This is a genomic window from Gracilibacillus dipsosauri (assembly GCF_003176895.1).
In the GTDB taxonomy this organism is placed as follows: domain Bacteria; phylum Bacillota; class Bacilli; order Bacillales; family Amphibacillaceae; genus Gracilibacillus; species Gracilibacillus dipsosauri.
In genome coordinates this window covers 93,040-117,100 of the sequence record NZ_QGTD01000008.1, presented here as the reverse complement: position 1 = coordinate 117,100, position 24,061 = coordinate 93,040, and the positions used below count along the sequence as shown (strand labels likewise).

The 24,061-nt window shown below is 36.9% G+C and carries 20 protein-coding genes, 1 riboswitch and 1 other annotated feature; of the genes, 3 read left to right on the top strand and 17 right to left on the bottom strand.

What is annotated here, in order from left to right:
- Positions 1–8: 8 nt before the first annotated feature.
- Positions 9–1,274 carry a bifunctional folylpolyglutamate synthase/dihydrofolate synthase gene (locus tag DLJ74_RS07465; RefSeq protein ID WP_109983999.1) on the bottom strand — a complete coding sequence of 422 codons (1,266 nt, stop codon included), beginning with the start codon at positions 1,272–1,274 and terminating at the stop codon, positions 9–11.
- An 82-nt stretch (positions 1,275–1,356) separates the two neighbouring features.
- On the opposite strand from DLJ74_RS07465, the gene DLJ74_RS07460 reads away from it, so the two are divergent.
- Entirely contained in the window at positions 1,357–2,244 is an 888-nt protein-coding gene (locus DLJ74_RS07460; RefSeq protein WP_109983998.1) for an ATP-grasp domain-containing protein, read from the top strand.
- 106 nt (positions 2,245–2,350) lie between these two features.
- On the opposite strand, the gene DLJ74_RS07455 is transcribed toward DLJ74_RS07460, so the two are convergent.
- The 5 genes from DLJ74_RS07455 to DLJ74_RS20895 form a co-directional block, all read right to left on the bottom strand.
- On the bottom strand, positions 2,351–4,999 hold the full coding sequence (locus DLJ74_RS07455) for a valine--tRNA ligase (RefSeq protein ID WP_109983997.1): 2,649 nt from the start codon (positions 4,997–4,999) through the stop codon (positions 2,351–2,353).
- Positions 5,000–5,065: 66 nt separating this feature from the next.
- Positions 5,066–5,295 (bottom strand) — a binding site (T-box leader).
- A 105-nt stretch (positions 5,296–5,400) separates the two neighbouring features.
- The gene (locus DLJ74_RS07450) at positions 5,401–6,180 is read right to left on the bottom strand and encodes an ABC transporter permease (protein WP_109983996.1); all 780 of its coding nucleotides are present in this window, start codon (positions 6,178–6,180) and stop codon (positions 5,401–5,403) included.
- A complete protein-coding gene (locus DLJ74_RS07445) occupies positions 6,177–6,815 on the bottom strand; it encodes an ABC transporter ATP-binding protein (RefSeq protein WP_109983995.1) in 639 nt (212 codons plus the stop codon). Before DLJ74_RS07445 ends, DLJ74_RS07450 begins: the two co-directional genes overlap by 4 nt.
- A gap of 213 nt (positions 6,816–7,028) precedes the next feature.
- Positions 7,029–8,243: an NAD(P)/FAD-dependent oxidoreductase gene (locus DLJ74_RS07440; protein WP_109983994.1), complete on the bottom strand. Its 1,215-nt coding sequence runs from the start codon at positions 8,241–8,243 to the stop codon at positions 7,029–7,031.
- Between the two features lie 361 nt (positions 8,244–8,604).
- Positions 8,605–8,739, bottom strand: a complete 135-nt coding sequence (locus tag DLJ74_RS20895) for a hypothetical protein (RefSeq protein WP_277678278.1) — start codon at positions 8,737–8,739, stop codon at positions 8,605–8,607.
- 32 nt (positions 8,740–8,771) lie between these two features.
- Positions 8,772–8,859: riboswitch (cyclic di-GMP riboswitch) on the bottom strand.
- A gap of 627 nt (positions 8,860–9,486) precedes the next feature.
- Between DLJ74_RS20895 and DLJ74_RS20725 the strand changes: the two genes are divergently transcribed.
- A complete protein-coding gene (locus tag DLJ74_RS20725) occupies positions 9,487–9,675 on the top strand; it encodes a hypothetical protein (protein WP_109983993.1) in 189 nt (62 codons plus the stop codon).
- On the opposite strand, the gene DLJ74_RS07430 is transcribed toward DLJ74_RS20725, so the two are convergent.
- From DLJ74_RS07430 to hemA, 8 genes are all read right to left on the bottom strand, one after another.
- Entirely contained in the window at positions 9,672–10,679 is a 1,008-nt protein-coding gene (locus tag DLJ74_RS07430; RefSeq protein ID WP_054859095.1) for a phosphotransferase, read from the bottom strand. The genes DLJ74_RS20725 and DLJ74_RS07430 overlap by 4 nt on opposite strands.
- A 155-nt stretch (positions 10,680–10,834) precedes the next feature.
- Positions 10,835–11,833: a LysM peptidoglycan-binding domain-containing protein gene (locus DLJ74_RS07425; RefSeq protein ID WP_054859094.1), complete on the bottom strand. Its 999-nt coding sequence runs from the start codon at positions 11,831–11,833 to the stop codon at positions 10,835–10,837.
- Between the two features lie 217 nt (positions 11,834–12,050).
- The gene (hemL, locus tag DLJ74_RS07420; protein WP_109983991.1) at positions 12,051–13,334 is read right to left on the bottom strand and encodes a glutamate-1-semialdehyde 2,1-aminomutase; all 1,284 of its coding nucleotides are present in this window, start codon (positions 13,332–13,334) and stop codon (positions 12,051–12,053) included.
- A 24-nt stretch (positions 13,335–13,358) separates the two neighbouring features.
- Positions 13,359–14,342 (bottom strand): porphobilinogen synthase, encoded by a 984-nt coding sequence (gene hemB / locus DLJ74_RS07415; RefSeq protein WP_109983990.1) that lies wholly within the window; start codon positions 14,340–14,342, stop codon positions 13,359–13,361.
- The gene (locus tag DLJ74_RS07410) at positions 14,339–15,121 is read right to left on the bottom strand and encodes a uroporphyrinogen-III synthase (RefSeq protein WP_109983989.1); all 783 of its coding nucleotides are present in this window, start codon (positions 15,119–15,121) and stop codon (positions 14,339–14,341) included. Before DLJ74_RS07410 ends, hemB begins: the two co-directional genes overlap by 4 nt.
- Positions 15,118–16,053: a hydroxymethylbilane synthase gene (hemC, locus tag DLJ74_RS07405; protein ID WP_054787844.1), complete on the bottom strand. Its 936-nt coding sequence runs from the start codon at positions 16,051–16,053 to the stop codon at positions 15,118–15,120. Before hemC ends, DLJ74_RS07410 begins: the two co-directional genes overlap by 4 nt.
- Before the next feature lie 24 nt (positions 16,054–16,077).
- Positions 16,078–16,896 carry a cytochrome C assembly family protein gene (locus tag DLJ74_RS07400; RefSeq protein WP_109983988.1) on the bottom strand — a complete coding sequence of 273 codons (819 nt, stop codon included), beginning with the start codon at positions 16,894–16,896 and terminating at the stop codon, positions 16,078–16,080.
- Between the two features lie 17 nt (positions 16,897–16,913).
- Positions 16,914–18,275: a glutamyl-tRNA reductase gene (hemA, locus tag DLJ74_RS07395; protein WP_109983987.1), complete on the bottom strand. Its 1,362-nt coding sequence runs from the start codon at positions 18,273–18,275 to the stop codon at positions 16,914–16,916.
- Between the two features lie 234 nt (positions 18,276–18,509).
- Here hemA and DLJ74_RS07390 point away from each other — a divergent pair, with 234 nt between their 5' ends.
- Positions 18,510–18,989, top strand: coding sequence for a LiaI-LiaF-like domain-containing protein (locus tag DLJ74_RS07390; protein ID WP_109983986.1), 480 nt, complete (start codon positions 18,510–18,512; stop codon positions 18,987–18,989).
- 142 nt (positions 18,990–19,131) lie between these two features.
- On the opposite strand, the gene yihA is transcribed toward DLJ74_RS07390, so the two are convergent.
- The 3 genes from yihA to clpX form a co-directional block, all read right to left on the bottom strand.
- Positions 19,132–19,713: a ribosome biogenesis GTP-binding protein YihA/YsxC gene (yihA, locus tag DLJ74_RS07385; protein WP_109983985.1), complete on the bottom strand. Its 582-nt coding sequence runs from the start codon at positions 19,711–19,713 to the stop codon at positions 19,132–19,134.
- Positions 19,700–22,033 (bottom strand): endopeptidase La, encoded by a 2,334-nt coding sequence (lon, locus tag DLJ74_RS07380; protein WP_109983984.1) that lies wholly within the window; start codon positions 22,031–22,033, stop codon positions 19,700–19,702. Before lon ends, yihA begins: the two co-directional genes overlap by 14 nt.
- Positions 22,034–22,448: 415 nt before the next feature.
- Positions 22,449–23,723 carry an ATP-dependent protease ATP-binding subunit ClpX gene (gene clpX / locus DLJ74_RS07375; RefSeq protein WP_109983983.1) on the bottom strand — a complete coding sequence of 425 codons (1,275 nt, stop codon included), beginning with the start codon at positions 23,721–23,723 and terminating at the stop codon, positions 22,449–22,451.
- Between the last annotated feature and the right edge of the window lie 338 nt (positions 23,724–24,061).

Sequence of the window (24,061 nt, the reverse complement as noted above, 5' to 3'; positions counted from 1 at the left end):
AGGGAACATTATTGTTTAATAATTCGTTTCATCTGTTCCACAAAATGCAATGAGCCTGTTATCAATAGCAGGTCCCCTTTTTGTATAGTGTTTTTGACCACTTCATACGCTTTCTTTGCATTAGGTATGTAATCCCATTCCGCGTATAGATCCTTGCTTTTTAAGGCACGTGAATGCTCAAAGGAAGTAACAACAAGCCTTGTCGCCATTTCGTCTAAATATTTAAGCATTTCATTTACCTCCTTATCCCTGAAAGCACTAAATAAGAGATAAACCTTTTTATTGGGATAAAGCACTTCTATTGTTCTTCTTAATGCCTTTATACTAGCCATATTATGTGCTCCATCTACAATAGTTATTGGGTTTTTCGCAACAACTTCCATTCGATTTGAAATCCTGGCATGCTTCATCCCGTTTCGAACGGACTCTTCATTGATAGTCCAGCCTTGCTCTTTTAAACACTCTATTGCCATCATGGCATTTGCTGCATTCTCCATCTGATGAATGCCCTGCATAGTGATTTCTATCAACCATTTTATTTGTTTATATTGAAACAAAAAAGACTGATGTTCCCAATCTGAGTGACTATCATGGATATTAAAATCTGCCCCAAGAATATACATTGGCGCTCTCTCTTGTTTTGCTTTATCTATCACAACCTGATGTGCCTCTTCTGGTAATCTGCCTAAGATAACTGGTGTATTCTTCTTAATGATGCCAGCCTTGTGAGAAGCAATGGAAGCTAGAGTATTCCCCAAAAAAGCGGTATGATCAAAAGAGATCGAAGTAATGATTGTAAGGATGGGAATAACCCGATTTGTAATATCCTCTTTCCCACCCATACCTGTCTCTATTAGGGCGATGTCCACCCTATTAATGAAAAACAATAAGCAGATTACCATTAAAATCTCGTATTCTGTTGGAGCCATATCTTTTTGATCCATTTCTTCTATCGTAGGGACTAATTGATTAAGAAGCTCAAGAAAAACTTTCTCACTTATTGGCTTGTGGTTCCACAATATATGATCTCTTACGGTTGGAAAACCTGGTGATACGAATGAGCCCACACGATAACCATTCGCTATTAATACTTCTTGAATAAAGGTTAAGGTAGAACCTTTTCCATTTGTACCTGCTAGATGTATAGTCTTTATTTTTCTCTCAGGATGATCGGTTTTTGCTAATAAATAATCCAGTCTTTCCAGCCCTGGTTTAATACCAAGTGTCCTACGAGATTCTAAGTATTCGTTCACTTCATGAAAAGATAATAACATTGTATTCACACTTTCCTTGTTTCATTTTTTTAGTATACCTTGTATTATAACTATTAGAAGATATAGCGGGGAGTGATGAAAGATGGAAGGATGGGTCATTTATAATGGGCACATGGCGAGTCATGCTTTTTTACAATTTCCAAAGGCCATTCAACAAGCTGCAGCCCAATACGATATATCAATTGAACTAGTAGCAAATGATGCAGTGGTTAATTCTGTCGATGCAAATGGGCATGACATTCACGCATTGAATGGTTTATCAAAGCCAAGCTTTGTTATTTTCCATGATAAAGATATTGCGCTAGCACGTCAATTAGAGTATGCTGGAATACCTGTATATAATAACGCCAACTGTATCGAAATATGTGATAACAAAGTTATTATGTACCAAAAGCTCGCAGAACATCATGTTACGATACCAAAAACGTTAATCGCCCCAAAAGTATTCACTGGTGCAAAGCTACTCCACTTCGAGCATTATTTACAAATTGCTTCATCGCTGAACTATCCCTTTGTTGTAAAAGAAGGGTTTGGTTCTTTTGGTGAGCAAGTCTATCTTGTTCACCATGAAAAAGAGTATATGGATATTGTAAAAAAAATATATGACAAGCCTTTTGTAATGCAGGAATATATCGAATCAAGTTACGGGAAGGATATCCGGGTATTTATCGTTGGCGGAAGGTTTGTTGCTGCATTAAAGCGAACCTCTCAGGAGGATTTCCGTGCAAATGTATACCAGGGAAGCCGAATCGAGGCATATAGCCCATCAGAAGAAGAAATCCAGTTAGCCATCAATGCCGTTCACGCTGTTGGGGCCGATTTTGCGGGTGTTGATTTATTATTTGGTAAAGGGGATCGTCCAATTGTCTGTGAGGTCAATACGAATGCACATGTTGCTAATATTTTAACCTATACAGGTATCAATGTCGCAGAAAAAATTTTACAAAAGGTTATTTTACCAGCACTATAAAGTCAGAAAACTTGCTTTAAATCAAAGAAGACTACTTTTAATGTGACGAATTTCATTGTTAGAGACAAAAAGCATGGAGTTCCAAACTCCATGCTTCTCTAATACCTTAGCCTTTTAATTCATTCATTCGTGATTTGACTTTTTCTCTTTTCTCCATATAATCTTGTTGCTTTGCCTTTTCTGCTTCTACAACATGTTCTGGTGCCTTTTTGACAAATCCTTCGTTGGAAAGCTTCTTATCGACACGCTCTACTTCCTTATCAAGCTTTTCCAACTCTGCTTGCAAGCGAGCTAATTCCTTATCAATATCGATCAGCCCTTCTAATGGTAAGAAAATCTCCGCACCTGTTACGACAGCAGACATTCCTTTTTCAGGCACTTCCACCGTAGTGTCAATCACAAGCTCACTAGGGTTACAGAAACGATCAAGATACACACGATTCTCTTCCATATTTGCTTTTCCTTCTGGATCATTTGCTTGAATATAAATCGGAATCTCTTTGGATAAAGGTGTATCAACCTCTGCACGAATATTACGTACAGATCGAATTATCGCTACAAGCTGTTGCATGATGTCAGATGCCTCATGGTTAGAAAGCTCCTGTTGAGCTACTGGCCATGATGCACGAACAATAGACTCTCCTTCGTGAGGTAATTGTTGCCAAATTTCTTCTGTGACAAATGGCATAAATGGATGAAGCATTCTCATGGTTTGGTCTAAAACATGGGCCAAAATAGATCGCGTCGTTAATTTTGCCGCTTCATCATCCCCGTATAATGGTAGTTTAGCCATTTCAATATACCAATCACAGAAGTCATCCCAAATGAAATTATATAAGTAACGACCTGCTTCTCCAAAGTCATATTTGTCAACATGACGAGTAACTTGCTCTATCGTTTCATTTAGGCGTGTGAGAATCCATTGATCCGCAACAGACTTTTTCCCTGTTAAGTCAATTTCCTCAAATTTTAATCCATTCATATTCATTAAAGCAAACCGTGATGCGTTCCAAATTTTATTGACAAAGTTCCAAGTAGATTCTACCTTTTCCCATTGGAAGCGCAAATCCTGCCCAGGACTTGAACCAGTGGAAAGGAAATATCGGAGTGAATCAGCACCATACTTCTCGATCACTTCCATTGGATCGACTCCATTTCCTAATGACTTACTCATTTTTCTTCCTTCCGCATCCCTTACAAGACCGTGAATGAGTACATCCTTAAAAGGACGTTCATTGGTAAATTCCTTCGATTGAAAAATCATACGAGCTACCCAGAAAAATATGATATCATACCCTGTTACTAGAGCATTAGTTGGAAAGAAATGCTTGAAATCCTCATCCTCTGTATCTGGCCAATTTAATGTAGAGAAAGGCCATAATGCAGATGAGAACCAAGTATCTAACACATCTGTGTCTTGTTCCCAATTCTCGATATCTTCAGGTGCTTTTTTCCCTACGTAGACCTCTCCAGTCTCCTTATGATACCAAGCAGGAATCCGGTGGCCCCACCATAATTGTCGAGAAATACACCAATCACGAATATTTTCCATCCATCTTAAATAGGTTTTTTCAAAACGAGCTGGGACAAAGTGGACTTTTTCATCACTGTTCTTTTGTAATTCTAGTGCTGCATCTGCTAATGGCTGCATATTCACAAACCATTGTGTTGAAAGGTAAGGTTCCACAACGGCACCACTTCGTTCAGAATGCCCAACTGAATGCATATGTTCTTCTATTTCAAATAATACCCCCTGCTCCTGAAGGTCATTAACAATCTGCTTCCGGCATTCAAAGCGATCCATTCCTTGATATTTACCAGCATTTTCGTTCATCGTCCCATTTTCATTCATAACCAAAATACGTGCAAGATTATGACGATTTCCGATCTCAAAATCATTCGGATCATGGGCGGGCGTGATTTTTACAGCACCGGAACCAAATTCCCTATCCACATAATCATCTGCAACGATTTCTATTTCGCGTCCAACGATCGGAAGCTTAACTTTTTTACCAATTAAATGCTTGTATCGCTCATCTTCTGGATGAACGGCTACAGCTGTATCTCCAAGCATTGTCTCAGGACGAGTTGTGGCAATTTCAATATGTCCTGAACCATCGGCTAGTGGATATCTCATATGATAGAAATAGCCTTGGACATCTTTATAGATAACTTCAATATCTGAAAGAGCGGTCTTTGTCTGTGGGTCCCAGTTAATGATATACTCTCCACGATAAATTAAATCCTTCTCATACAACTTAACAAACACTTCTTTTACTGCATCTGATAAGCCTTGATCAAGAGTAAATCGTTCACGGGAATAATCAAGTCCTAATCCCAGTTTCGACCACTGCTCTCGGATAAAGCTTGCATATTCTTCCTTCCAATCCCATGCCTTTTCTAAGAACTTCTCACGCCCTAGATCATAGCGACTAACTCCTTCTTCACGAAGCTTCTCCTCTACCTTTGCTTGTGTAGCAATTCCAGCATGGTCCATTCCAGGTAAATATAGAACATCATATCCTTGCATACGCTTTATCCTTGTAATAATATCCTGTAATGTGGTATCCCAAGCATGACCAATGTGTAGTTTTCCTGTAACGTTTGGTGGTGGGATGACAATCGTAAATGGGTCTTTCTTTGGATTTCTTTCAGCCTCAAAGAATTTACCATCCACCCAATATTGATAACGACCTTTTTCTACTGTAGTGGGATCATACTTTGGTGGTAAATTCACTTCCTGTTGATCAGCCATATAATTTCCTCCTTGTTATTTCCAGTTTCTATGATATAGGAATCAAAAAAACCTTTTCATCCTAGTAAAAAGGACGAAAAGGTTTGATTTCCGCGGTACCACCTTTGTTTATAAGCAATAAGCCTATACAACTTCTTAAAGAGATAACGGTTCACCCGGCTTTACCTACTACTCGTTCAGTAGAGCTGCATCAGAGGCTACCTTCTTTCACCTTTTATCGAGAAAATCTTTCAGCCAATGGACTTTCTTCTCTTATACGATAAGCATGAAATACTCTTCCTCATCATCACATTTAACTCCATCAAATAATGGTGTCATATATTATATGTTATTTTATCCAAAAAAGCGTCATTTCGTCAAGGATAATTATCACAGTACATAGGTGAGGGAGTAAAAATATTTTATAATTCAAGCTGTGCCCTTTTGTTAAAAAAGGTTTTAAATCCGAAATATAGGAAGATAATTACGGACAAAGAAACGCTACCTGTAATACCGAGCATTATCGCAATCTGGTATTTGATCGCATCTAACGGGCTTGCCCCAGATAAAATGACCCCTGTCATCATTCCAGGTAAAAAAACAATACCCATCCCAACCATATTGTTTATTGTCGGCAAGATTGCTGAATCAAAGGCATTGTTCACCATTCTTTTGGAAGCTTTACTTGGTGTTGCTCCAAGCATTAAAGCTGCCTCAATTTCTTTTTTTCGTGAACGAAAGCCTTCTAAAAGAGCACTTACGCCTAATGTAATACCCGTCATTGAATTACCTATTAACATTCCAGCAATTGGAATGAAATAACGAGGATCATACCATGGTGAAAATTGTACAACAATAAAATCAAAATATAAAAACGAGAAGAGTGTACCAACAATCATAGCAATCGCAATAATCTTCTTCAGATTTTTTGTAAGAGGCATTTTAGTACGCCTATAAATATTATAAACTGCAAAAATCTCCATTAACATTAGAACCAGAATAGAATAGATCCAGTTCTCATTTTCGAATATAAAAACGAGAACATAGCCCACAAGCACGAGCTGGATTGTCATTCTAAATGTCGCAATAACAATTTCCTTTTCTCGAGGAATCCTACGCCAACGAACAATAACAAGTAATAGAACCATGAAAATATAAGCAGAAATCAATTGCCAAAGAGTGATATCCATCATCTTATTCATGATGAAATCACCTCCTTCTTATTTATATCCTCCATGTAGATGATTTGATCTGCATATTGTTCTGCTACCTCTTTTGAATGGGTAACGAATATAGCGGTTAATTGATCTTGTTGTACACGATGTATCATAAAATCCATTACTTTGTGTTCGGTCCCTTCATCGAGTGCTGAGGTTGGCTCATCCAAAAGGTAGATGACAGCATCCATTAATAAGATTCTCGCAAACGCAACTCTTTGCTTCTCACCACCTGATAATTTATCTGCTTCATCATCCAATGATTTACTTAATTCCAGCTCTTTTAACAAATTGAGCAGCTTCGCATCCTCTACCCTTTCACGCTCAGAAAAATCCAGTCCAATCAATAAATTATCTCGAACCGTCCCCTCAAACATAATAGGATCTTGTCCCAACATCACCACTTTTCTTCTAAGCTCTATTGGGTTATATTCTAGTATCGATTGGTTCTGAAACAAGATCTCCCCATGATCATGGGTCAATAATCCATTTAACATTTTTAATAAAGTAGACTTTCCACTACCACTCTCCCCAAATAGACAGATTACTTTACGATCAGGAATTTCTAGCTTATCAATATGTAAAATATCTCGGAATACTACGTTATTAAGCATAAACAATGGACACACCTCCTTTAAACATTTAGTATGCTGCAATGGTGCAAAAAAATGTAAGGGAGTAGATGTCTACGTTAAACACCTACTCCCGCAAATTTATACTAACGAAAATCTCTTTTATCCTCTAATTTTCTGGAAACAAGAACATAAAAAATCGTTGCAATAATAGTTAGCAATGTATAGAATAAAGTGTTTTTCATCACTTCTACCTCCTTACTAAAATGGTCGGAACTTTCCTTTTTTCAATACTAATCCAGGACCTCCAAGTAAAAATAAATAGCGGTCATCTATCACATGCTTCATTACTTTCGCTTGTAATCCATAAAGTTTATGACCATCGAATACTGTACCCATCGCTTCTGATCCACCAAGTGAAGCAACCGTTCCCTTATCATCAAAGGTGAATTCTCGTAATGTACCACCTTGAATCATTGTTTTAATATTATGAGCACAAACATCTGCTTCTTGAATCGCAATTTGAGCAGTTGGTGGATACGGACGACCGGTATCCTTGTTCATCACCCATGCGCAATCTCCAAGAATAAAGACATCATCATGTCCCGGTGCTCTTAACATCGTATCCACATTGACTTTTCCTTTTGTTAACTCAAAGCCTGATTCCCCGACAATGCGATTTGCCTGTACTCCACCAGTCCATACAAAGGTTCCGGCTTTGATTTCTTCCATATCGTCTCCAACAATGACCGCATCTTTTTTTACTTCCTTAATCATGGTTCCTAGCCTAAATTGGACTCCTCTAGCTTTAAGGGAGCGTTGTGCATATTCTAACAATTCTTCATCAAAATTTGGCAATATAGTAGGAGTTGCTTCAATATTAATGATTTTCACTTTTTTACGGGGAATATCATATTTCTTGCATAGTACCGGAATACGTTCGGCTAATTCCCCGACAAATTCTATTCCAGTAAAGCCGGCTCCGCCAACGATGATGGTTAATATATCATCACTAGGGTTATCTTCTGTTTTATATCTAGAAAATTGATATTCAATATGATCACGGATCATACGGCTTGTATCCACAGACTGTATAGAAAAAGCATGCTCATCCATTCCAGGAATGCCAAATGTCGCTTTTTCAAATCCTAATCCAATCACTAAGTAATCATAATCAAGTTCGCCATTTTGCAATAGAACCTTTTTTTCATCCGCTTTTATCCGTTCAACCGTATCTTGGACAAGATGAACTCGTTTCGTGTTAATCACATCAGAAATCATAATACGTGAACGATTGACATCTATTGTTCCTGCTGCCACTTCATGTAACCAGGTTGTTTGATAATGATAGTTGTGCTTGTTTACAAGAGTGATCTGTGCCTCATGTGGAGCTAGTTGTTGGATCAATCTTTTCGTTGTCATCATACCTGCATAGCCTGCACCTAATACCACAATATGTGGTGTCGTTGTCGACATAAAATTCATCCCTTCTCCAATAAATTAAATGATAACAAATATAGATTGTGTTACTAATTCAATTTATATGTATCATTTACCAATTATCTAAACTTAGTATAACAAATGGAAAAAATAACGTCTAATTATGTCCAAGGTTTCATTACTTGATCGATATTAGAAAAACTCGCATTCGCATGTCCCTTTAGCGGATGCGTTAAACTTTTCTTATACTTTAGTCTTCAAAATTCTCGCTTTGTCGCATTTCTTCCTGCAAAAATTTTATAATTTCCAAATGTAAAAAAGAGACTATTTGAGCCGTAGCCCAGAATAGTCTATGAGTAAAGTGTCCGTATTTCTGATCAATTAAATCATATCACCATCATGAATCATGCACATTTTTCTTTTTTTCTCTATCAATAAATGCCTTTATTTCGGTTATCGTATATCCTTGCTCTTTTGCTTTTAACAATAAGTAAACCCACTCGTAATCCATGTTTAATCCCTTGCTATTCAATTCTAATTCCTCCTAAAATACAAATCTGTATTCCAGGCAGCACAGCCATCCGTTTGCAGTTGTGCTTTAGGATCTGTAACTTTGCGTCCCTACCTTACGATAGGTTTGCCTTTTTCTGAGATAATTAATAGTAAATAGTACTTCTACTACAAAATGATAATTTCTAATAAAGTGAGAATTCACTAGCATCCAAACTATCGAGTAGGCCTGATTTAACCAAAAGTCTCTCCTCGATTTTCTTTATGTCTCAGCTTAAAGATAATAGTATCTAAAGTAGACTAAGGACATTCGGAACAATTGGATACTTTGTTCTCCACTCTCTTTATACCAGCACTAACCCATCAGTGAAGGTTGAAAAAACACGAATGGAACTCTCACTTTATTGACCTATATACTATTTGCTTCTCATGTGTAACATAATCATGATAACGGACACGATGATGTCTCCAATATTGGTTTTCTATTTATATTCATTACCAATATTAAAATTGTACACCCCTAGCTATTCAACAATCTCTTTTGCCTAAGTAGAGGAACTATCTTATATATATTCTATAAAAATTGGCAAAATCCTGCAAAAAAAACTGTTTTTTGAAAGAATTTATTTGCTATTTTACGTTCGTTGCTAGCCAAATCAGCTTCGACTAATTAGAATAGCACAAAGAATCGTGATAAAAGTTGCTAATTCCCTCACTTTTATTGGAATCCGTGCATATAATGATAAGACTAATCTAGTGAGGTGAGAATATGGGACGATATTATCGATATAAGTTACCTCCATGGGCACGAGAATGTATCATTGTTTGTCAGCGTTGCATTGTTCCGATTGTAATTTTCCAAGGTATTCGTACAATATTTATCCCCACGACATTCGATGTACTCCTTCTAGGTATTTTACTTTGTATTTTAATTGCCTTCCATTTGGAATGGATCTAATCCATCTCCACCTGCTGGATCGTCGAAAATAGGTCTTCTGAAAGCTGAATCGAGAACAAGAGCTTACGATATTCCTTCTCAAATCGAATCGATTCATATATAACTGTTTGTTTATTCGGGGTGTTGTGAGCTTTTAAGCAATGCATATATTTTTCCATAGATAATAATTGTAATGCTAGTTGACTTTTTTCCAGATCGCCAAATGGAATATATTGAAAATAAATGCGAAGTCCTTCCTTTAATTTGTTTATCTGACAATCATGGTATTGAAAGTTAAATAATAAAAAACTGATAAGATCATGTACAGGTGAAGCCATCTGAGCATGCTCCCAGTTCAAGAAATATGTTTGATTGTTTGTCATGATATAGTGGGTAGGGTCTAGGTTCCCATGACATAACACAATACTGGTCTTATCCGATTTTTCTAGAGCATCAAGATATACTTGCTGCCATTTCTCCGTTTCTTCTAATACCCATTCCATATCCCGATAATACATGCAAGCTTGTAATTCAACTGGTGACATAAAACGTTTTGCTTCAAATAAACGAATATATTGTAGTAGCTCATCACTATTTCGTTTCATTTCACTATGGAAATATGCTTGGTACTCTGCTTGATTTTGTTTTTGCTGATCTAATTCAATCAACTGCAATGTACTAGCATGTAATTTTCCCAATGCATGAAAAAAGGATGTCCACTCATCTGTTGGTCGCTCATGTGGAAATGATTCTACCCAAGGCATCAGATAAAAAATGGATTGTTGATTTGTAACAAAAGGATCTCCTGCTACAGTGAAAAAAACAGGAAGAAACCCAAGCACCTTTCGTTGATCGAGAAAATGATGTACCGCCTGCCAGTGACCAAGCTGTTGATCAGATAAAGAAGTATGTTTTAATGCGTAAATCCGATAATTTGTATGAATTTTAAAAACACGATCTGTCACTTTTTCCACTTTAGTTGGTATTATTTGATATGCATCAAGAACGGGTTGAAGATCTATCACTTACATACACTCCTCATCATTAATAAATGTTAGGAAAACGAAAGTATCTGCCTCGTCCCATAGTGGGAGCCGAAGTTTTACAAATATCTTTAATAAAATATTATTCTTATAGTAAAAAAATCCCTTGCTTCAAAATGACCAAGGGATTTTTATCGTTATTCATCTGAAGTAATTGGAATATAAATGAGTTGTCCGGAGGTAACATCTTCATCTTCTAAATGATTCGTTCGCATGATCTGTCGTGGAGAGACATCATATCGCTCGGCAATAGTATGCATTTGGTCCTCTGGCTGTACAATATATAATTTCAATTTTGAATAGCTAGTAGCTTCCTCTTCTTCCGAGAAAATATTTAACAGATAAGAAGTATCATCCACGCCTTCTGATCTACCTTGAACATGTATCTTCTCTTCTTCTCTTTCGTCGTCCTCTAATGATTGTTCATCTTCCACTTCATATTCATCAACTACCTCTTCTTGCTCCACTTCTTCACGATGACTTTCTTCCCAAACATTTTCCTCATGAACTTCTTCACGTTCCATCACAGGTTCCTCACTCTCAGAAGTTGTTTCACTGCTCTCTGTCAATGGAATGACATTGTCTTCTTCCTGTTGAAGGTTTGCTTCTTGATTAACGGTGAACTGAAATTGCTCCTCTTCACGTAATGAATGGTCCGACTCCGCTTCAGCGTCATATCTAACTAACTCTTCCTCTGGGTCCCTTTCAACAATCACAGCTTCTTCTGTTAAACCATGAATCGCCAGAACAGCTTCCACATTTATCGATCCTGGTGAATTCAACACATAATCAAAATGGTCTACCTCCACTGCAACATCCTCCATGGAAGCAATTCTTTCCATTGGAATCGTTATATCCATTATAAATTTGTGAAAAAATTCGCAAGTCTCATCTGAAATTGGCTCCACCCGTTCTACCTTGTTACCTTGATATTCTAGTTCCTCCGCTCTAACCTCTTGTTGATCTGTCTGAATGTATTCACCTTTTAGTTCCATCACTCCACGAACAGACAAGCTTTCCCCTAATTCCTGAATAGAGATAACAGGCTCTAGCCCAATACCTAACATTTCCTTCATTAAAGGTTGATCTTGAAATGAGATTTTCTCATTAATATTGAATGTAAATACCTCACCCAACTCGGTTCCCCCTTCCATATACGATTAGCGAACTAGCTATCTCTCTTAAAATATATGAAGAAGGAATCGAGATTATGAAGAAGTTGATTGATCTTTTATATCTTGAATTTCCCTAAACGTCCATCCAAGTAAAGATAACCATGAAAAAGAGTTGTTCTAAAGTAAGTGGCCCTCCCTCGATAAGGCACCTTTTTTAAAACAACTCTTCATATAATCGTTATAATTTAGAAAATGCTTTTTCAGCAGCTTGAATAGTTTTTTCTATGTCTTCATCGGTATGTGCAGTGGAAAGGAACAAACCTTCGAATTGGGAAGGTGGTAGGAAGATTCCCTCTTCTGCCATTGTACGATAATAGCTTGCAAATTGATCGAGATCTGAACGAGAAGAAGTAGCATAATCAACAACTTGTTGATCAGCAAAAAACACGCCTACCATAGATCCAGCTCGATTAATTTGAAGATTAAGCTTATATTTCTCCGCAGCTTCCTTGTAACCTGTCACAAGCCGGTCGACCTTCTGATTAATTGCTTTATAGGCATCCTTATCCAATGCCTTTAATGTTTCGAGGCCAGCTGTCATAGCAAGTGGGTTCCCTGAAAGAGTACCTGCCTGATAAATATCTCCAACAGGTGCAACGGACTCCATTATGTCACGCTTTCCACCATATGCACCTACCGGTAGCCCTCCACCAATAACCTTTCCTAAACAGGTTAAATCAGGTGTCACACCAAAGTATCCCTGTGCACAATGAAATCCGACACGAAATCCTGTCATGACCTCATCAAAAATTAATAGACTGCCATTTTCTGTTGTTATTTTTCTCAATTCTTGAAGGAAATCGCCTTTCGGTGGAACGACTCCCATATTACCCGACACTGGCTCTACAATCACTGCCGCTATGTCCTTTCCAAATTCATTGAAGGCATATTTCAGACTTTCTATATCATTATAAGGGACTGTAATGGTATGTTTGGCAACACTTTCAGGCACTCCTGGACTATCTGGTAAGCCTAAGGTTGCCACACCAGAACCTGCTTTTATTAATAAAGAATCTCCATGGCCATGGTAATTACCTTCAAATTTCAAAATAATATTACGCCCTGTATAGCCTCGTGCTAATCGTAATGCACTCATGGTAGCTTCTGTTCCAGAATTAACCATTCGAACCATCTCGATAGATGGAACGCGATCAATTACTAACTGAGCTAATTCATTTTCTAACAGTGTTGGAGCACCGAAGCTAGTTCCTTTCTCTGCTACCTCCTTTAATTTTTGAACAACACCTTCATGAGCATGTCCTAGTATTAATGGACCCCAGCTTAGAACATAATCAATATATTCATTTCCATCAATGTCATAAATTTTGGAACCTTTACCGTGATCCATAAAAATCGGATTCATTCCCACTGATTTAAAAGCTCTAACAGGAGAATTTACACCACCAGGCATTAAATCTACTGCTTCTTTGTAAGCATCTACTGATTTTTGATTTTGTAGCATAATGAGGATCCCCTTTCATCTCTATTAGGATTTTTCTTGTAACCATGCTGCAACATCTTTTGCAAAATACGTAATGATAATATCTGCCCCTGCTCTTTTCATACTTGTTAATTTTTCTATGACAACCGCTTTTTCATCTATCCAGCCATTTAAACTAGCAGCCTTAATCATAGAATACTCTCCACTAACATTATAAGCCACGACAGGAACGGGATGGGCATTTCTCATTTCCCGAATAATATCCATATAGGACAAAGCCGGTTTTACGATAATAAAATCCGCTCCTTCTTCTATATCTGATTGTGCTTCACGCATCGCCTCAAGACGATTGGCAGGATCCATCTGATAGGTTTTTCGGTCGCCAAATTGTGGAGTACTATCTGCTGCATCACGAAATGGGCCATAGAATGCGGAGGCATATTTCACAGCATACGACATAATAGGTATCTCACAGAAACCTGCCTCATCTAAGCCTTTTCGTATCTCTGTTACAAAACCGTCCATCATGTTAGATGGTGCAATAATGTCCGCTCCTGCTTCTGCCTGAGTTACGGCTGTTTTTACATGTAACGGCAATGACTTATCGTTATCTACATCATGATCATGAATGACACCACAATGACCGTGAGAAGTATATTCACATAAACAGGTGTCTGCTATCACTAATAATTTATCTGTTTTTTGTTTAATTTGGCGAATGGCTTTCTGCACGATACCATGTGGATCATAAGCTCCAGAGCCAACTTCATCCTTCTCCTTTGGAATTCCAAATAAGAGAACAGCTGGTATGCCAAGCGTAAGAAGTTCATCTATTTCTTCATCTAAATAATCTAACGAAATTTGAAATACACCAGGCATCGAGCTTACTTCACTCTTTATTGTTTCACCTTCTACGATAAACAAGGGATATACTAGATCAGATGTATTTAACTTCGTTTCTCTTACTAATGATCTTAACGTAGCAGATTTACGCAATCTTCTATGGCGGTCAAATTCGTTCATAGTCATTCTTTTTTCGTCCTTTCGTTTTGGAGGTAAGCAACTAATTGCTCTACCATCGCCTCAATCGTATATTTCTGTGGATAAATAACATGTTGGAATCCTTGTTTCTTTAGCTCTGTTGCTGTTGTAAGTCCAATGGCAACAGCAAGTGTTTCCTTTTTCGTCTTTTCTAAGTAATATGCATCAGCAAATTCGGTAAAAGTCTTTACAGTTGAGGGACTCGTAAATAAACATGCATCCATTTCCTGCTTTAAAGCATACCTTAACTTTTTTCTTCCCGCATCATTTTTCATTGTACGATAAATAGCCACCTGTTGAAAGGAAACGTGATTTTTTTGTAGTAAATCCGGGATTTCATCTCTCGCACTTTCTCCACCGATCAATGCTATCTTTTGTTCTTTTCCGAATTTATTAATAAATTCTGGAACCATCACCGCACCACTATAAATGGATGGTTGAAAATGAACAGTATATCCATATTCCATAAGAGCGTGACTAGTTTTCACCCCGACTGCAGCTATTTTCTGACTAAAGGTTAAACCTAATTGTTTTCGGTAAGCTTCAAAAAAATAAACGGTATTAGCACTTGTAAAAAACAGCCAGTCAACCTGTTCTTGTATCTTTTTAAGAGCTTGTTCATTGTTTTTAGAGTATATCGGCTGAAACTGAAGTAAAGGTGCTAGAAATGGTTCTGCACCAGCGTGTTGAACAAGCTCAACTAATGGCTGAGCTTGTTTCTCCTCTCTTGTAATTAAAAGCTTTTTACCTTTAAGTGGTTTGCTCATTCCTTTTCATTCTTTTCTATCGCTTCATCTACTAGTTGTTGAGCACCCTTTGCCTTTAATCTCTCTGCAGCTTCTTTACCTACTTCAACTGGATCAATTCCTGTTACCACTTCTTTTAGAACTGTTTTGCCATCACTACTTGCTACTAAAGCGGTTAGATTAACCTCATCGTTGTCTAGATAAGCATATCCACCAATAGGGACTTGACATCCACCATTCAGTAAATGAAGAAAAGTTCTTTCTGCTGTTACCGTTTTTTCTGTATAGGAATGATTTATTTTTTTCAATAATTCAATAAGTTCCTGATCATCCTCCCGACATTCAATGGCAAGAGCACCTTGTCCTACTGCGGGCACACATACTTCTGGCTCCAAGAATTGGGTAACCATCTCTTCTCCCCACCCCATTCTCTTTAAGCCTGCCGCTGCTAGGATGATAGCATCAAAATTCTCTTCCTTTAATTTTCTCAATCTTGTCTCAATATTTCCTCTTATCCATTTAATTTCTAGATCAGGACGTTCCGCTAATATTTGTGATCCTCTTCGAAGACTACTTGTTCCCACTATAGAACCAGCTGGGAGATCTTCTAATCGGATATGGTCATTTGATATAAACGCATCTCGATGATCTTCTCGCATAGGAATGGATCCTATAATAAGCCCCTCTGGCATAACTGCTGGCATATCCTTCATACTATGAACAGCGAAATCAATTTCATGATCATACATTGCTTTTTCAATCTCTTTTACGAAAAGGCCTTTTCCACCGACCTTGGATAAAGTCACGTTTAAAATTTGGTCCCCTTTTGTTACAATTTTCTTTATTTCAAATGAAAATTGATCCCCAGTATATTTTTTCAATTGATCAATGACCCATTCAGATTGAGTCAAAGCAAGATTACTACGTCTAGATCCTACGACTATTTTTCGCATTTTATTACAACCTCTTTTCTGTCATTAAATATGAAAGTTAGATAAAGTAGTAAACAAGAAAAAGTTTACTAATAGTAGTAAAAAAGAAACTATGTTGACGAATAATATATTTTTCCCTCGATAGTTTCCTTTTGTACGCATATATAAATATAGCGCATAGATCAAAAAAACTAAAATGGAACCAATGGTCTTGCTATCCCCCCAATAGAATTCCGTTCCGGTCTTGTAAGCCCAAACGACCCCTAAAATGATCGACAACAATAGTAATGGTTCAGAAAGTACAATTAATTGAAACGACTTTTTTTCAAGTCCTTCTAGGTCACTTAATCTCTTTAACCATTTATAACCTTTTTTCCATTTTAGTAAACGGTATTGAGTAAAATAGAGTAGGGCAATGATAAACGATACCGTAAATAGTCCATAGGCTATTAACGCTAAAACGATATGGGCATAAAGCAATTCGTTTAACATGCTTGGAATTTGAGATGAATCGACGATTTGCAATGATCTTATTGTATGAATAACCATAACCAAAAAGCCGAAGACACTTATAAAAAACATAAATAAATCAAGATGAAAATATCGGTGTACAACTAATGAGAAAGTAACAATAATCCACACATAGGTATATAATCCATCATTGAATGTCCCAATAGGGAGCGATGATGTGCGAATCACTTCCTGTAACAAAAAGATGGTTTGAATAACCCAAACCATCGCAAGGAACCAGAAAGCAATCCGATTCGCTTTCTGGTTGTGATACAAAAAATCTATAAAATAAAAAATGACACTAATTCCATAAGCGAGCAACATGCCCTCTTGAATAAATCTTTCTGGAAACATAAAGGAATACCATCCTTTTAATGTGTAGAAACATTTTGTAATTTTTGGTATGACTTTTCATTATTTTTATCAAATGAAATTACCTTTTCTTCTTGTTCTGTCTTAGGAATCACTTTCTCTTCTAGATTAAATATTTTCGTAAATAAGGCAAGTGCTTCTTCTGAGTTTTTCTGTCCTGCTAATTCTTTCGCTTGAAGTATTGGCTGTTTTAACATTTGATTCACAATACTTTTTGTATGTTTATTTAACACTTTTCTCTCTCTATCAGTTAAATTTGGCATTTTTCGCTCAATGCTTTGCATTGTATCCTTCTGAATAGTAAGTGCTTGCTCTCGCAATGCTGTAATAATAGGAACAACTCCAAGCGTTTGTAGCCATGTACGGAAAGCGATTATCTCTTCTTCAATCCATATTTCAATCTCCTCAGCAGCTTCTTTTCTCGCTTCGAGATTAGCATCTACAACATTTTGTAAATCATCGATATCATATAAAAAGACATTATCTAATTGAGCAAGATCTGGATCTAAATCACGGGGAACGGCAATATCCACTAAGAATAACGGACGTCCCTTTCTTCTCTTTTCAATTTGTTGGTACGCCTCTTTTGAAATGATAAAATCATTGGATCCTGTTGAACTAATCACAATATCAGCATCTAATAGAATGTCATTTAATTGACTAGTCGGCTTTGCAACGCCATCAAACTGCTCTGCAAGCTGAGTTGCCTTTTCAATCGTCCGGTTCACAACCGTTACTTGCTTAACACCTGATCCATAAATATTTTTGGCTGCTAGCTCTCCCATTTTACCTGCACCTATGATAACCACACGTTTATCTGTAAGATCGGAGAATATTTTCTTCGCCAACTCTACCGCAGCATAGCTAACAGAAACAGCATTATCATTAATATTGGTTTCCCTTTGACTTCGCTTTCCAATGGTAATAGCTTGTTTAAATACTTCGTTTAGAATGGTACCAGTCATTTCAACTTCTTGAGCTTTTAGAAACATCTGTTTCACTTGGCCAAGAATCTGTGTCTCTCCCATAATCATCGATTCTAAGCCACAGCTAAGTCGAAATAAATGTTCCACTGCTGCTTCATTTTCATAAAAAACCAAGTGTGGAGTAAAAGACTCCTTATCCAAATCGAACCAATCTGCTAGAAATTGTTTAATGAAATGTCGCCCTGTATGAAGTTGATCAACGACTGCATAGATTTCCGTCCGATTACATGTAGAAATAATTACATTTTCCAAAATGCTTTTACGTCCCTTTAATTCTGTCATTGCTTCTACAAGTTGCTCTTCACGAAAAGCTAGCATTTCGCGCACTTCAACAGGAGCTGTTTTATAATTTATCCCTGCTGTTAAAATATGCACATTCATCTACCCCCAAAAAAAAGAAAAACAAACACCTATACACATATTGTTAGTATAACATGAATTTTTTATTAAATCGTGATGAAATTATGAACAGTGTTAGAATAAAGTATGTTAAAATATACTTTGTTTGTTCCATTCATCTCTTTTGTCAATAGTACTTTAACATAACCAAGACATATAAGCAAGAAATTAATCTAAATTAATAATTATTTTAATCTAGGAGCGATTTAGTTGAAAAAGAATGGCTTAGTTGCATATTTGTTTATTGGAATAGGTATTTTCTTTTTATTAAGAGAACTAAAATTACCTATCCTTACTGATTTTTATTCTTGGCCAACCTTACTCATATTACTTGGAGCTGCTTTCCTAATTTATTCCTTTCGAGCAAAGGATTTTAGTAGTGTGGTACCTGGTGTCATATTATTAGGCCTTGGAATTCACTTCCATGGTTTGAATCACTATCCGTTTTGGATTGACCACTGGGGCGTTTACCCTTTTATTATTTCGATCGCGTTTCTTATCCGATATTTTAAAACAAAAACGGGGCTTTTACCTGGTTTAATTCTATTAGCCATTGCGGTATTTGCCGTGTATGTGGACAATAAGCCGAGTTGGTTTAGCTGGATTCATGAAGGTATGGTGTTTATCGAAAGATTTTGGCCATTATTATTAATTACTATCGGTATTTATATGCTATGGAGAAAAAAATAAATCGCCGTATAATCAAAAGAAAAAGACGAACGATTTGATAACGTTCGTCTTTTTTATGTACGCTATTATAATTATGTTCCACACGCATTATTTAGCGTTATTTGAAACTTTATCAATGAAGAAACTCCTTATCTATCTATAGTTATAGATATTGTTCAAGGTAATGCCAGACATCTTCTTTACCTTCACCCGTTTCTGAAGAAAAAGGGATCACCGTGTCTTCTGGATCTAAGTCTAGTGTTTGAATCACCTGCTCGAGGTGAGCACTTTTTTTGTTTTTTGGAATCTTATCTAACTTTGTAGCAACCACTAGAACTGGAAGCTGGTAATGTTTTAAAAATTCATACATCATTACATCATCATCTGTAGGCTTATGTCTGATATCTATAATTAAAGTAGCTAACTTCAATGTATCTCTAAGGGCAAAATATTCCTCCATCATTTTGCCCCATTTTTCACGTTCTTTTTTCGAAACCTTTGCATAACCATAGCCTGGTACATCTACGAAATAAAACTTCTCGTTAATCCGATAAAAGTTTAATGTTTGAGTTTTCCCTGGCTTGGAAGAAGTTCTAGCTAAATTTTTACGATGAATTAAGCGATTAATAAAGGATGATTTTCCAACATTTGACCTCCCTGCCAATGCAATTTCAGACAGTCGATCCTGTGGATATTGTTTTGGTGAAACGGCACTGATGACTATTTCTGCTTTATTTACCTTCATTGTTCCCCTCCAGTAGTGCATATTCAAGCACTGTATCAAGATGGTCTACTGGAATAAAAGTAAGTTCCTGACGAACACTTTCTGGTATGTCCTCTAAATCCTTCTCATTATCCTTCGGAATAATAATCGTTTTGATACCTGCACGATGAGCACTTAAAGATTTTTCCTTGAGACCACCAATTGGTAATACTCTACCTCTTAACGTGATTTCTCCTGTCATTCCTACCTCTTTACGCACCGCTCTTCCAGTCAATGCAGAAACTAACGCAGTCGCCATCGTAATACCTGCTGAAGGTCCATCCTTTGGAGTTGCCCCCTCTGGAACATGGATATGAATATCTTTTTTCTCATGGAATTTCGGATCAATATTTAACTCATCTGCCTTTGAACGAATATAGCTAAATGCCGCTTGTGCAGATTCCTTCATAACGTCACCAAGCTTACCAGTTAACGTTAGCTTTCCTTTTCCTTCTGAAAGGCTAACCTCTATTGACAAAATATCGCCACCAGCAGAAGTATAGGCAAGACCTGTTGCAGCACCTACTTGATCCTCTACTTCCATTAATCCATATCGGAATTTCGGTTTTCCCAAAATACCCTCAAGCTGCTTTCCTGTCACAATAACCCGCTGTTTTTTCTTTGACACAATAATCTTAGCAGCTTTGCGGCAAACTGATGCCAATTGCCGTTCTAATCCACGGACTCCTGCTTCTCTCGTATATAAGCGAATCAACTTAAGCAAAGCATCATCTCTTAGTTGGATATTGCCTTTTTTCAGACCATTCTCTTTGATTTGTTTTGGCAATAAATGTTCTTTTGCTATATACATTTTCTCTAGCTCCGTATATCCAGCTATGGAGATAATCTCCATTCGATCTAATAATGGTCGTGGTATTGTCGATAGGTTATTTGCTGTTGCAATAAACATAACCTTAGACAGATCGTAGGTTTCTTCTAGGTAATGATCACTAAACGTATGATTTTGTTCTGGATCTAATACTTCTAGCATCGCAGCAGAAGGGTCGCCTCGAAAATCATTAGACATTTTATCAATTTCGTCTAATAAAAAGACCGGATTAATCGTATTGGCTTTTTTCATTCCTTGAATAATTCTACCTGGCATTGCACCGACATATGTTCTTCTATGCCCACGAATTTCAGCCTCGTCACGCACACCACCTAAAGAAATTCGAACAAAATGACGATCAATCGCTCGCGCAATGGAACGAGCTAAAGAGGTTTTTCCTACTCCTGGTGGGCCTACAAGACATAAAATGGGACCTTTTAATGAATTCGTCAGCTGTTGAACAGCTAAATACTCGAGCACTCTTTCCTTTACCTTTTCTAAACCATAATGATCCTCATCTAATATTTTTTCAGCATTATTAATTTCTAAATTGTCTTCCGTTTCTTCGTTCCAGGGAAGTGCGAGAATCCATTCAATATACGTACGGATAACCGAACTTTCTGCTGAGCTTTGAGGAATTCGTTCATAACGATCTAACTCTTTAAGTGCTACCTTTTCCACTCTATCTGGTAACTCCTTTTCCTCGAGCTGCTTTTTTAAATTAGCAATTTCACCAGTTTTCCCATCCTTGTCGCCGAGCTCCTTCTGAATAGCTTTCATTTGTTCTCGTAAATAATATTCCTTTTGCGTATCTTCCATAGATTTTTTGACACGTTGCCCGATTTTTCGCTCTAATTCCAATACTTCCTTCTCATTAGAGATAATATCTAATAATTTTTTTAAACGTTCTTTTACACCAACAGTTTCTAAAAGGAGCTGTTTATCAGACATTTTTAGGGTTATATGGGATGCAACCATATCTGAAAATTGCGCTGGCTCTTCAATATCGAGTACTGTTGCCAACGTTTCTTTACTAATTTTTTTCGAAATTCGTGTGTAATGTTCAAATTGTTCGAGTAGTGTACGCATGAATGCATCCTCTTCTACTGGATCAACATGGACGTCCTCAAGTTTTACAATTTCAACAAAGAATTGTTTTTCCTCTTGAATAAAAGATTCAATTTTAGCACGATAAAGTCCTTCTACTAGGACACGCATGGTTCCATTAGGTAACTTTAACATTTGATTTACTTTTGCTACTGTACCAATAGTATATATATCATCTTTCTTAGGTTCGTCTATGGCACTTTCCTTTTGGGCGGCTAAAAGAATTTTCTGATCATTCATCATTGCCTTTTCTAATGATTGAATCGATTTCTCTCGGCCAACATCCAAATGAATAACCATGCTAGGAAATACAATTAATCCCCTTAGTGGTAATAAAGGTATATGTAAAAAGTTCTTCTCTGTCATTTGGCACCTCCGTCAAAATTACTAGATGTCGATTAAGAGTAATGTTAGCTTGTATGCCAATATTGTTAGCAATAGCTTGTCCCTCTATCGTTATCTTTCCCTAGTTCAACCTCTCTATTGTACTTAGTTTAAAGAAAATAAGGGTTTTTGTAAATCTTTATGTATATCCTCCTAAAAAATAATCGTTCTTATTTTCTATTAGAAAAACTTGCATTCACTCACCTTTAGAGAATGCCTAGTTTTGCTTATACTTGGTAGCTTAAAATTTCAGCTACGTCGAACTTCTGCTGTGTAGAAATTTTCTCTAACTTATAAAATAAAATTACCTTGTCTGAGATAGTTTTTCCTATCTTCCAGGAACTTATGCTCAAACAAAAATCCCTTGTTCACTGAGACAAGGGATTTTTGATTCCTACTATGCACTTTCCTTTGGTGATTGCTTATCTTGATCAATTACAGAACCGTCTTCGTGAATGAGCTTCGGATTACCTTCATTAGCTACTGTCTCCTTTGTGATGACGCATTTCTTAATATCATCACGTGAAGGGAGATCAAACATCACTTCTAGCATGATCCCTTCTAATATAGAGCGTAATCCACGTGCCCCCGTCTTACGTTCAATAGCTTTCTTCGCTACTTCTTCTAAGGCACCTTCTTCAAACTCTAATTCTACACCGTCGATTTCAAACAGCTTATTATATTGTTTTACTAATGCATTTTTTGGTTTGGTCAGGATTTCTACTAATGCAGCTTCATCTAATGGTTCTAAGCTTCCAATAACCGGAAGACGTCCTATAAATTCTGGAATTAATCCAAAACGTAATAAATCCTCTGGAAGAACCTTCGATAGAAGTGTAGCTTTATCTAATTCTTGATTATCAGCATCTGCTCCGAAGCCGATAACTTTCTTGCCTAGACGACGTTTGATAATTTGTTCAATCCCATCAAATGCGCCACCACATATGAATAAAATATTGGTCGTATCAATCTGAATAAATTCTTGATGTGGATGCTTTCTACCACCTTGAGGTGGGACACTTGCCACCGTACCTTCCAAAATCTTAAGTAATGCCTGCTGTACACCTTCTCCAGACACATCTCGAGTAATGGATGGATTTTCTGACTTACGCGCCACTTTATCAATCTCATCAATGTAAATAATGCCTTTTTCTGCCTTTTCCACATCGTAATCTGCAGCTTGAATCAGTTTTAGTAAAATATTCTCTACATCTTCCCCAACATAGCCTGCCTCCGTAAGAGAAGTAGCGTCAGCAATAGCAAACGGAACATTTAAAATACGGGCCAATGTTTGAGCAAGTAATGTTTTACCACTACCTGTTGGTCCAATCATCGCAATATTACTTTTAGCTAATTCCACATCATCTTTCGATTTCGGAGAATTAATACGTTTATAATGATTATAGACAGCTACGGATAAATTCTTTTTTGCTTTCTCCTGCCCGATTACATAATCATCTAAAATATCACAAATCTCTTGAGGCTTCGGAATGTCCTTATATTCAACTTCTTCATCTACCCCTAATTCTTCTTCTACAATTTCCGTACATAATTCGATACATTCATCACATATATAAACACCTGGTCCTGCGACAAGCTTACGAACCTGGTCTTGACTTTTCCCACAGAATGAGCACTTTAATTGACCTTTTTCTTCATTAAACTTATACATGCCCTTCACCCCTTATCCAAAAAATATCATTTCTTTCCTGAAATGCAAAGTTTTTAATTACTTTAGCCAATCATATCAAATTGTAAGCAAATTAAAAAGTAAAACACTTTCTAGCTGATCCCTTGCCCATTAATATGGGAGCGGAGACCTTCTACTATACATACCATATTTATATGCCGTTCAATCGTACCAGTTATTCTTACTGATTACAAACCGTATGTTCTTATGTATGGTGATGAAGTATTGTCTATAGTATATGTAAAAAAGTCGTTATGTATATCACAAAAAGTAAATTCCTTATAATGGAGAGAAAACAAGGCGCGACTTCGCACCTTGTT

Excerpts from the sequence above, each read along its gene's own strand:
- DLJ74_RS07465 (WP_109983999.1), bottom strand. The coding sequence starts at position 1,274 with ATGTTATTATCTTTTCATGAAGTGAACGAATACTTAGAATCTCGTAGG.
- DLJ74_RS07460 (WP_109983998.1), top strand. The coding sequence starts at position 1,357 with ATGGAAGGATGGGTCATTTATAATGGGCACATGGCGAGTCATGCTTTT.
- DLJ74_RS07455 (WP_109983997.1), bottom strand. The coding sequence starts at position 4,999 with ATGGCTGATCAACAGGAAGTGAATTTACCACCAAAGTATGATCCCACT.
- DLJ74_RS07450 (WP_109983996.1), bottom strand. The coding sequence starts at position 6,180 with ATGAATAAGATGATGGATATCACTCTTTGGCAATTGATTTCTGCTTAT.
- DLJ74_RS07440 (WP_109983994.1), bottom strand. The coding sequence starts at position 8,243 with ATGTCGACAACGACACCACATATTGTGGTATTAGGTGCAGGCTATGCA.
- DLJ74_RS20725 (WP_109983993.1), top strand. The coding sequence starts at position 9,487 with ATGGGACGATATTATCGATATAAGTTACCTCCATGGGCACGAGAATGT.
- hemL (WP_109983991.1), bottom strand. The coding sequence starts at position 13,334 with ATGCTACAAAATCAAAAATCAGTAGATGCTTACAAAGAAGCAGTAGAT.
- hemB (WP_109983990.1), bottom strand. The coding sequence starts at position 14,342 with ATGACTATGAACGAATTTGACCGCCATAGAAGATTGCGTAAATCTGCT.
- DLJ74_RS07410 (WP_109983989.1), bottom strand. The coding sequence starts at position 15,121 with ATGAGCAAACCACTTAAAGGTAAAAAGCTTTTAATTACAAGAGAGGAG.
- hemC (WP_054787844.1), bottom strand. The coding sequence starts at position 16,053 with ATGCGAAAAATAGTCGTAGGATCTAGACGTAGTAATCTTGCTTTGACT.
- DLJ74_RS07400 (WP_109983988.1), bottom strand. The coding sequence starts at position 16,896 with ATGTTTCCAGAAAGATTTATTCAAGAGGGCATGTTGCTCGCTTATGGA.
- yihA (WP_109983985.1), bottom strand. The coding sequence starts at position 19,713 with ATGAAGGTAAATAAAGCAGAAATAGTCATCAGTGCCGTTTCACCAAAA.
- lon (WP_109983984.1), bottom strand. The coding sequence starts at position 22,033 with ATGACAGAGAAGAACTTTTTACATATACCTTTATTACCACTAAGGGGA.
- clpX (WP_109983983.1), bottom strand. The coding sequence starts at position 23,723 with ATGTATAAGTTTAATGAAGAAAAAGGTCAATTAAAGTGCTCATTCTGT.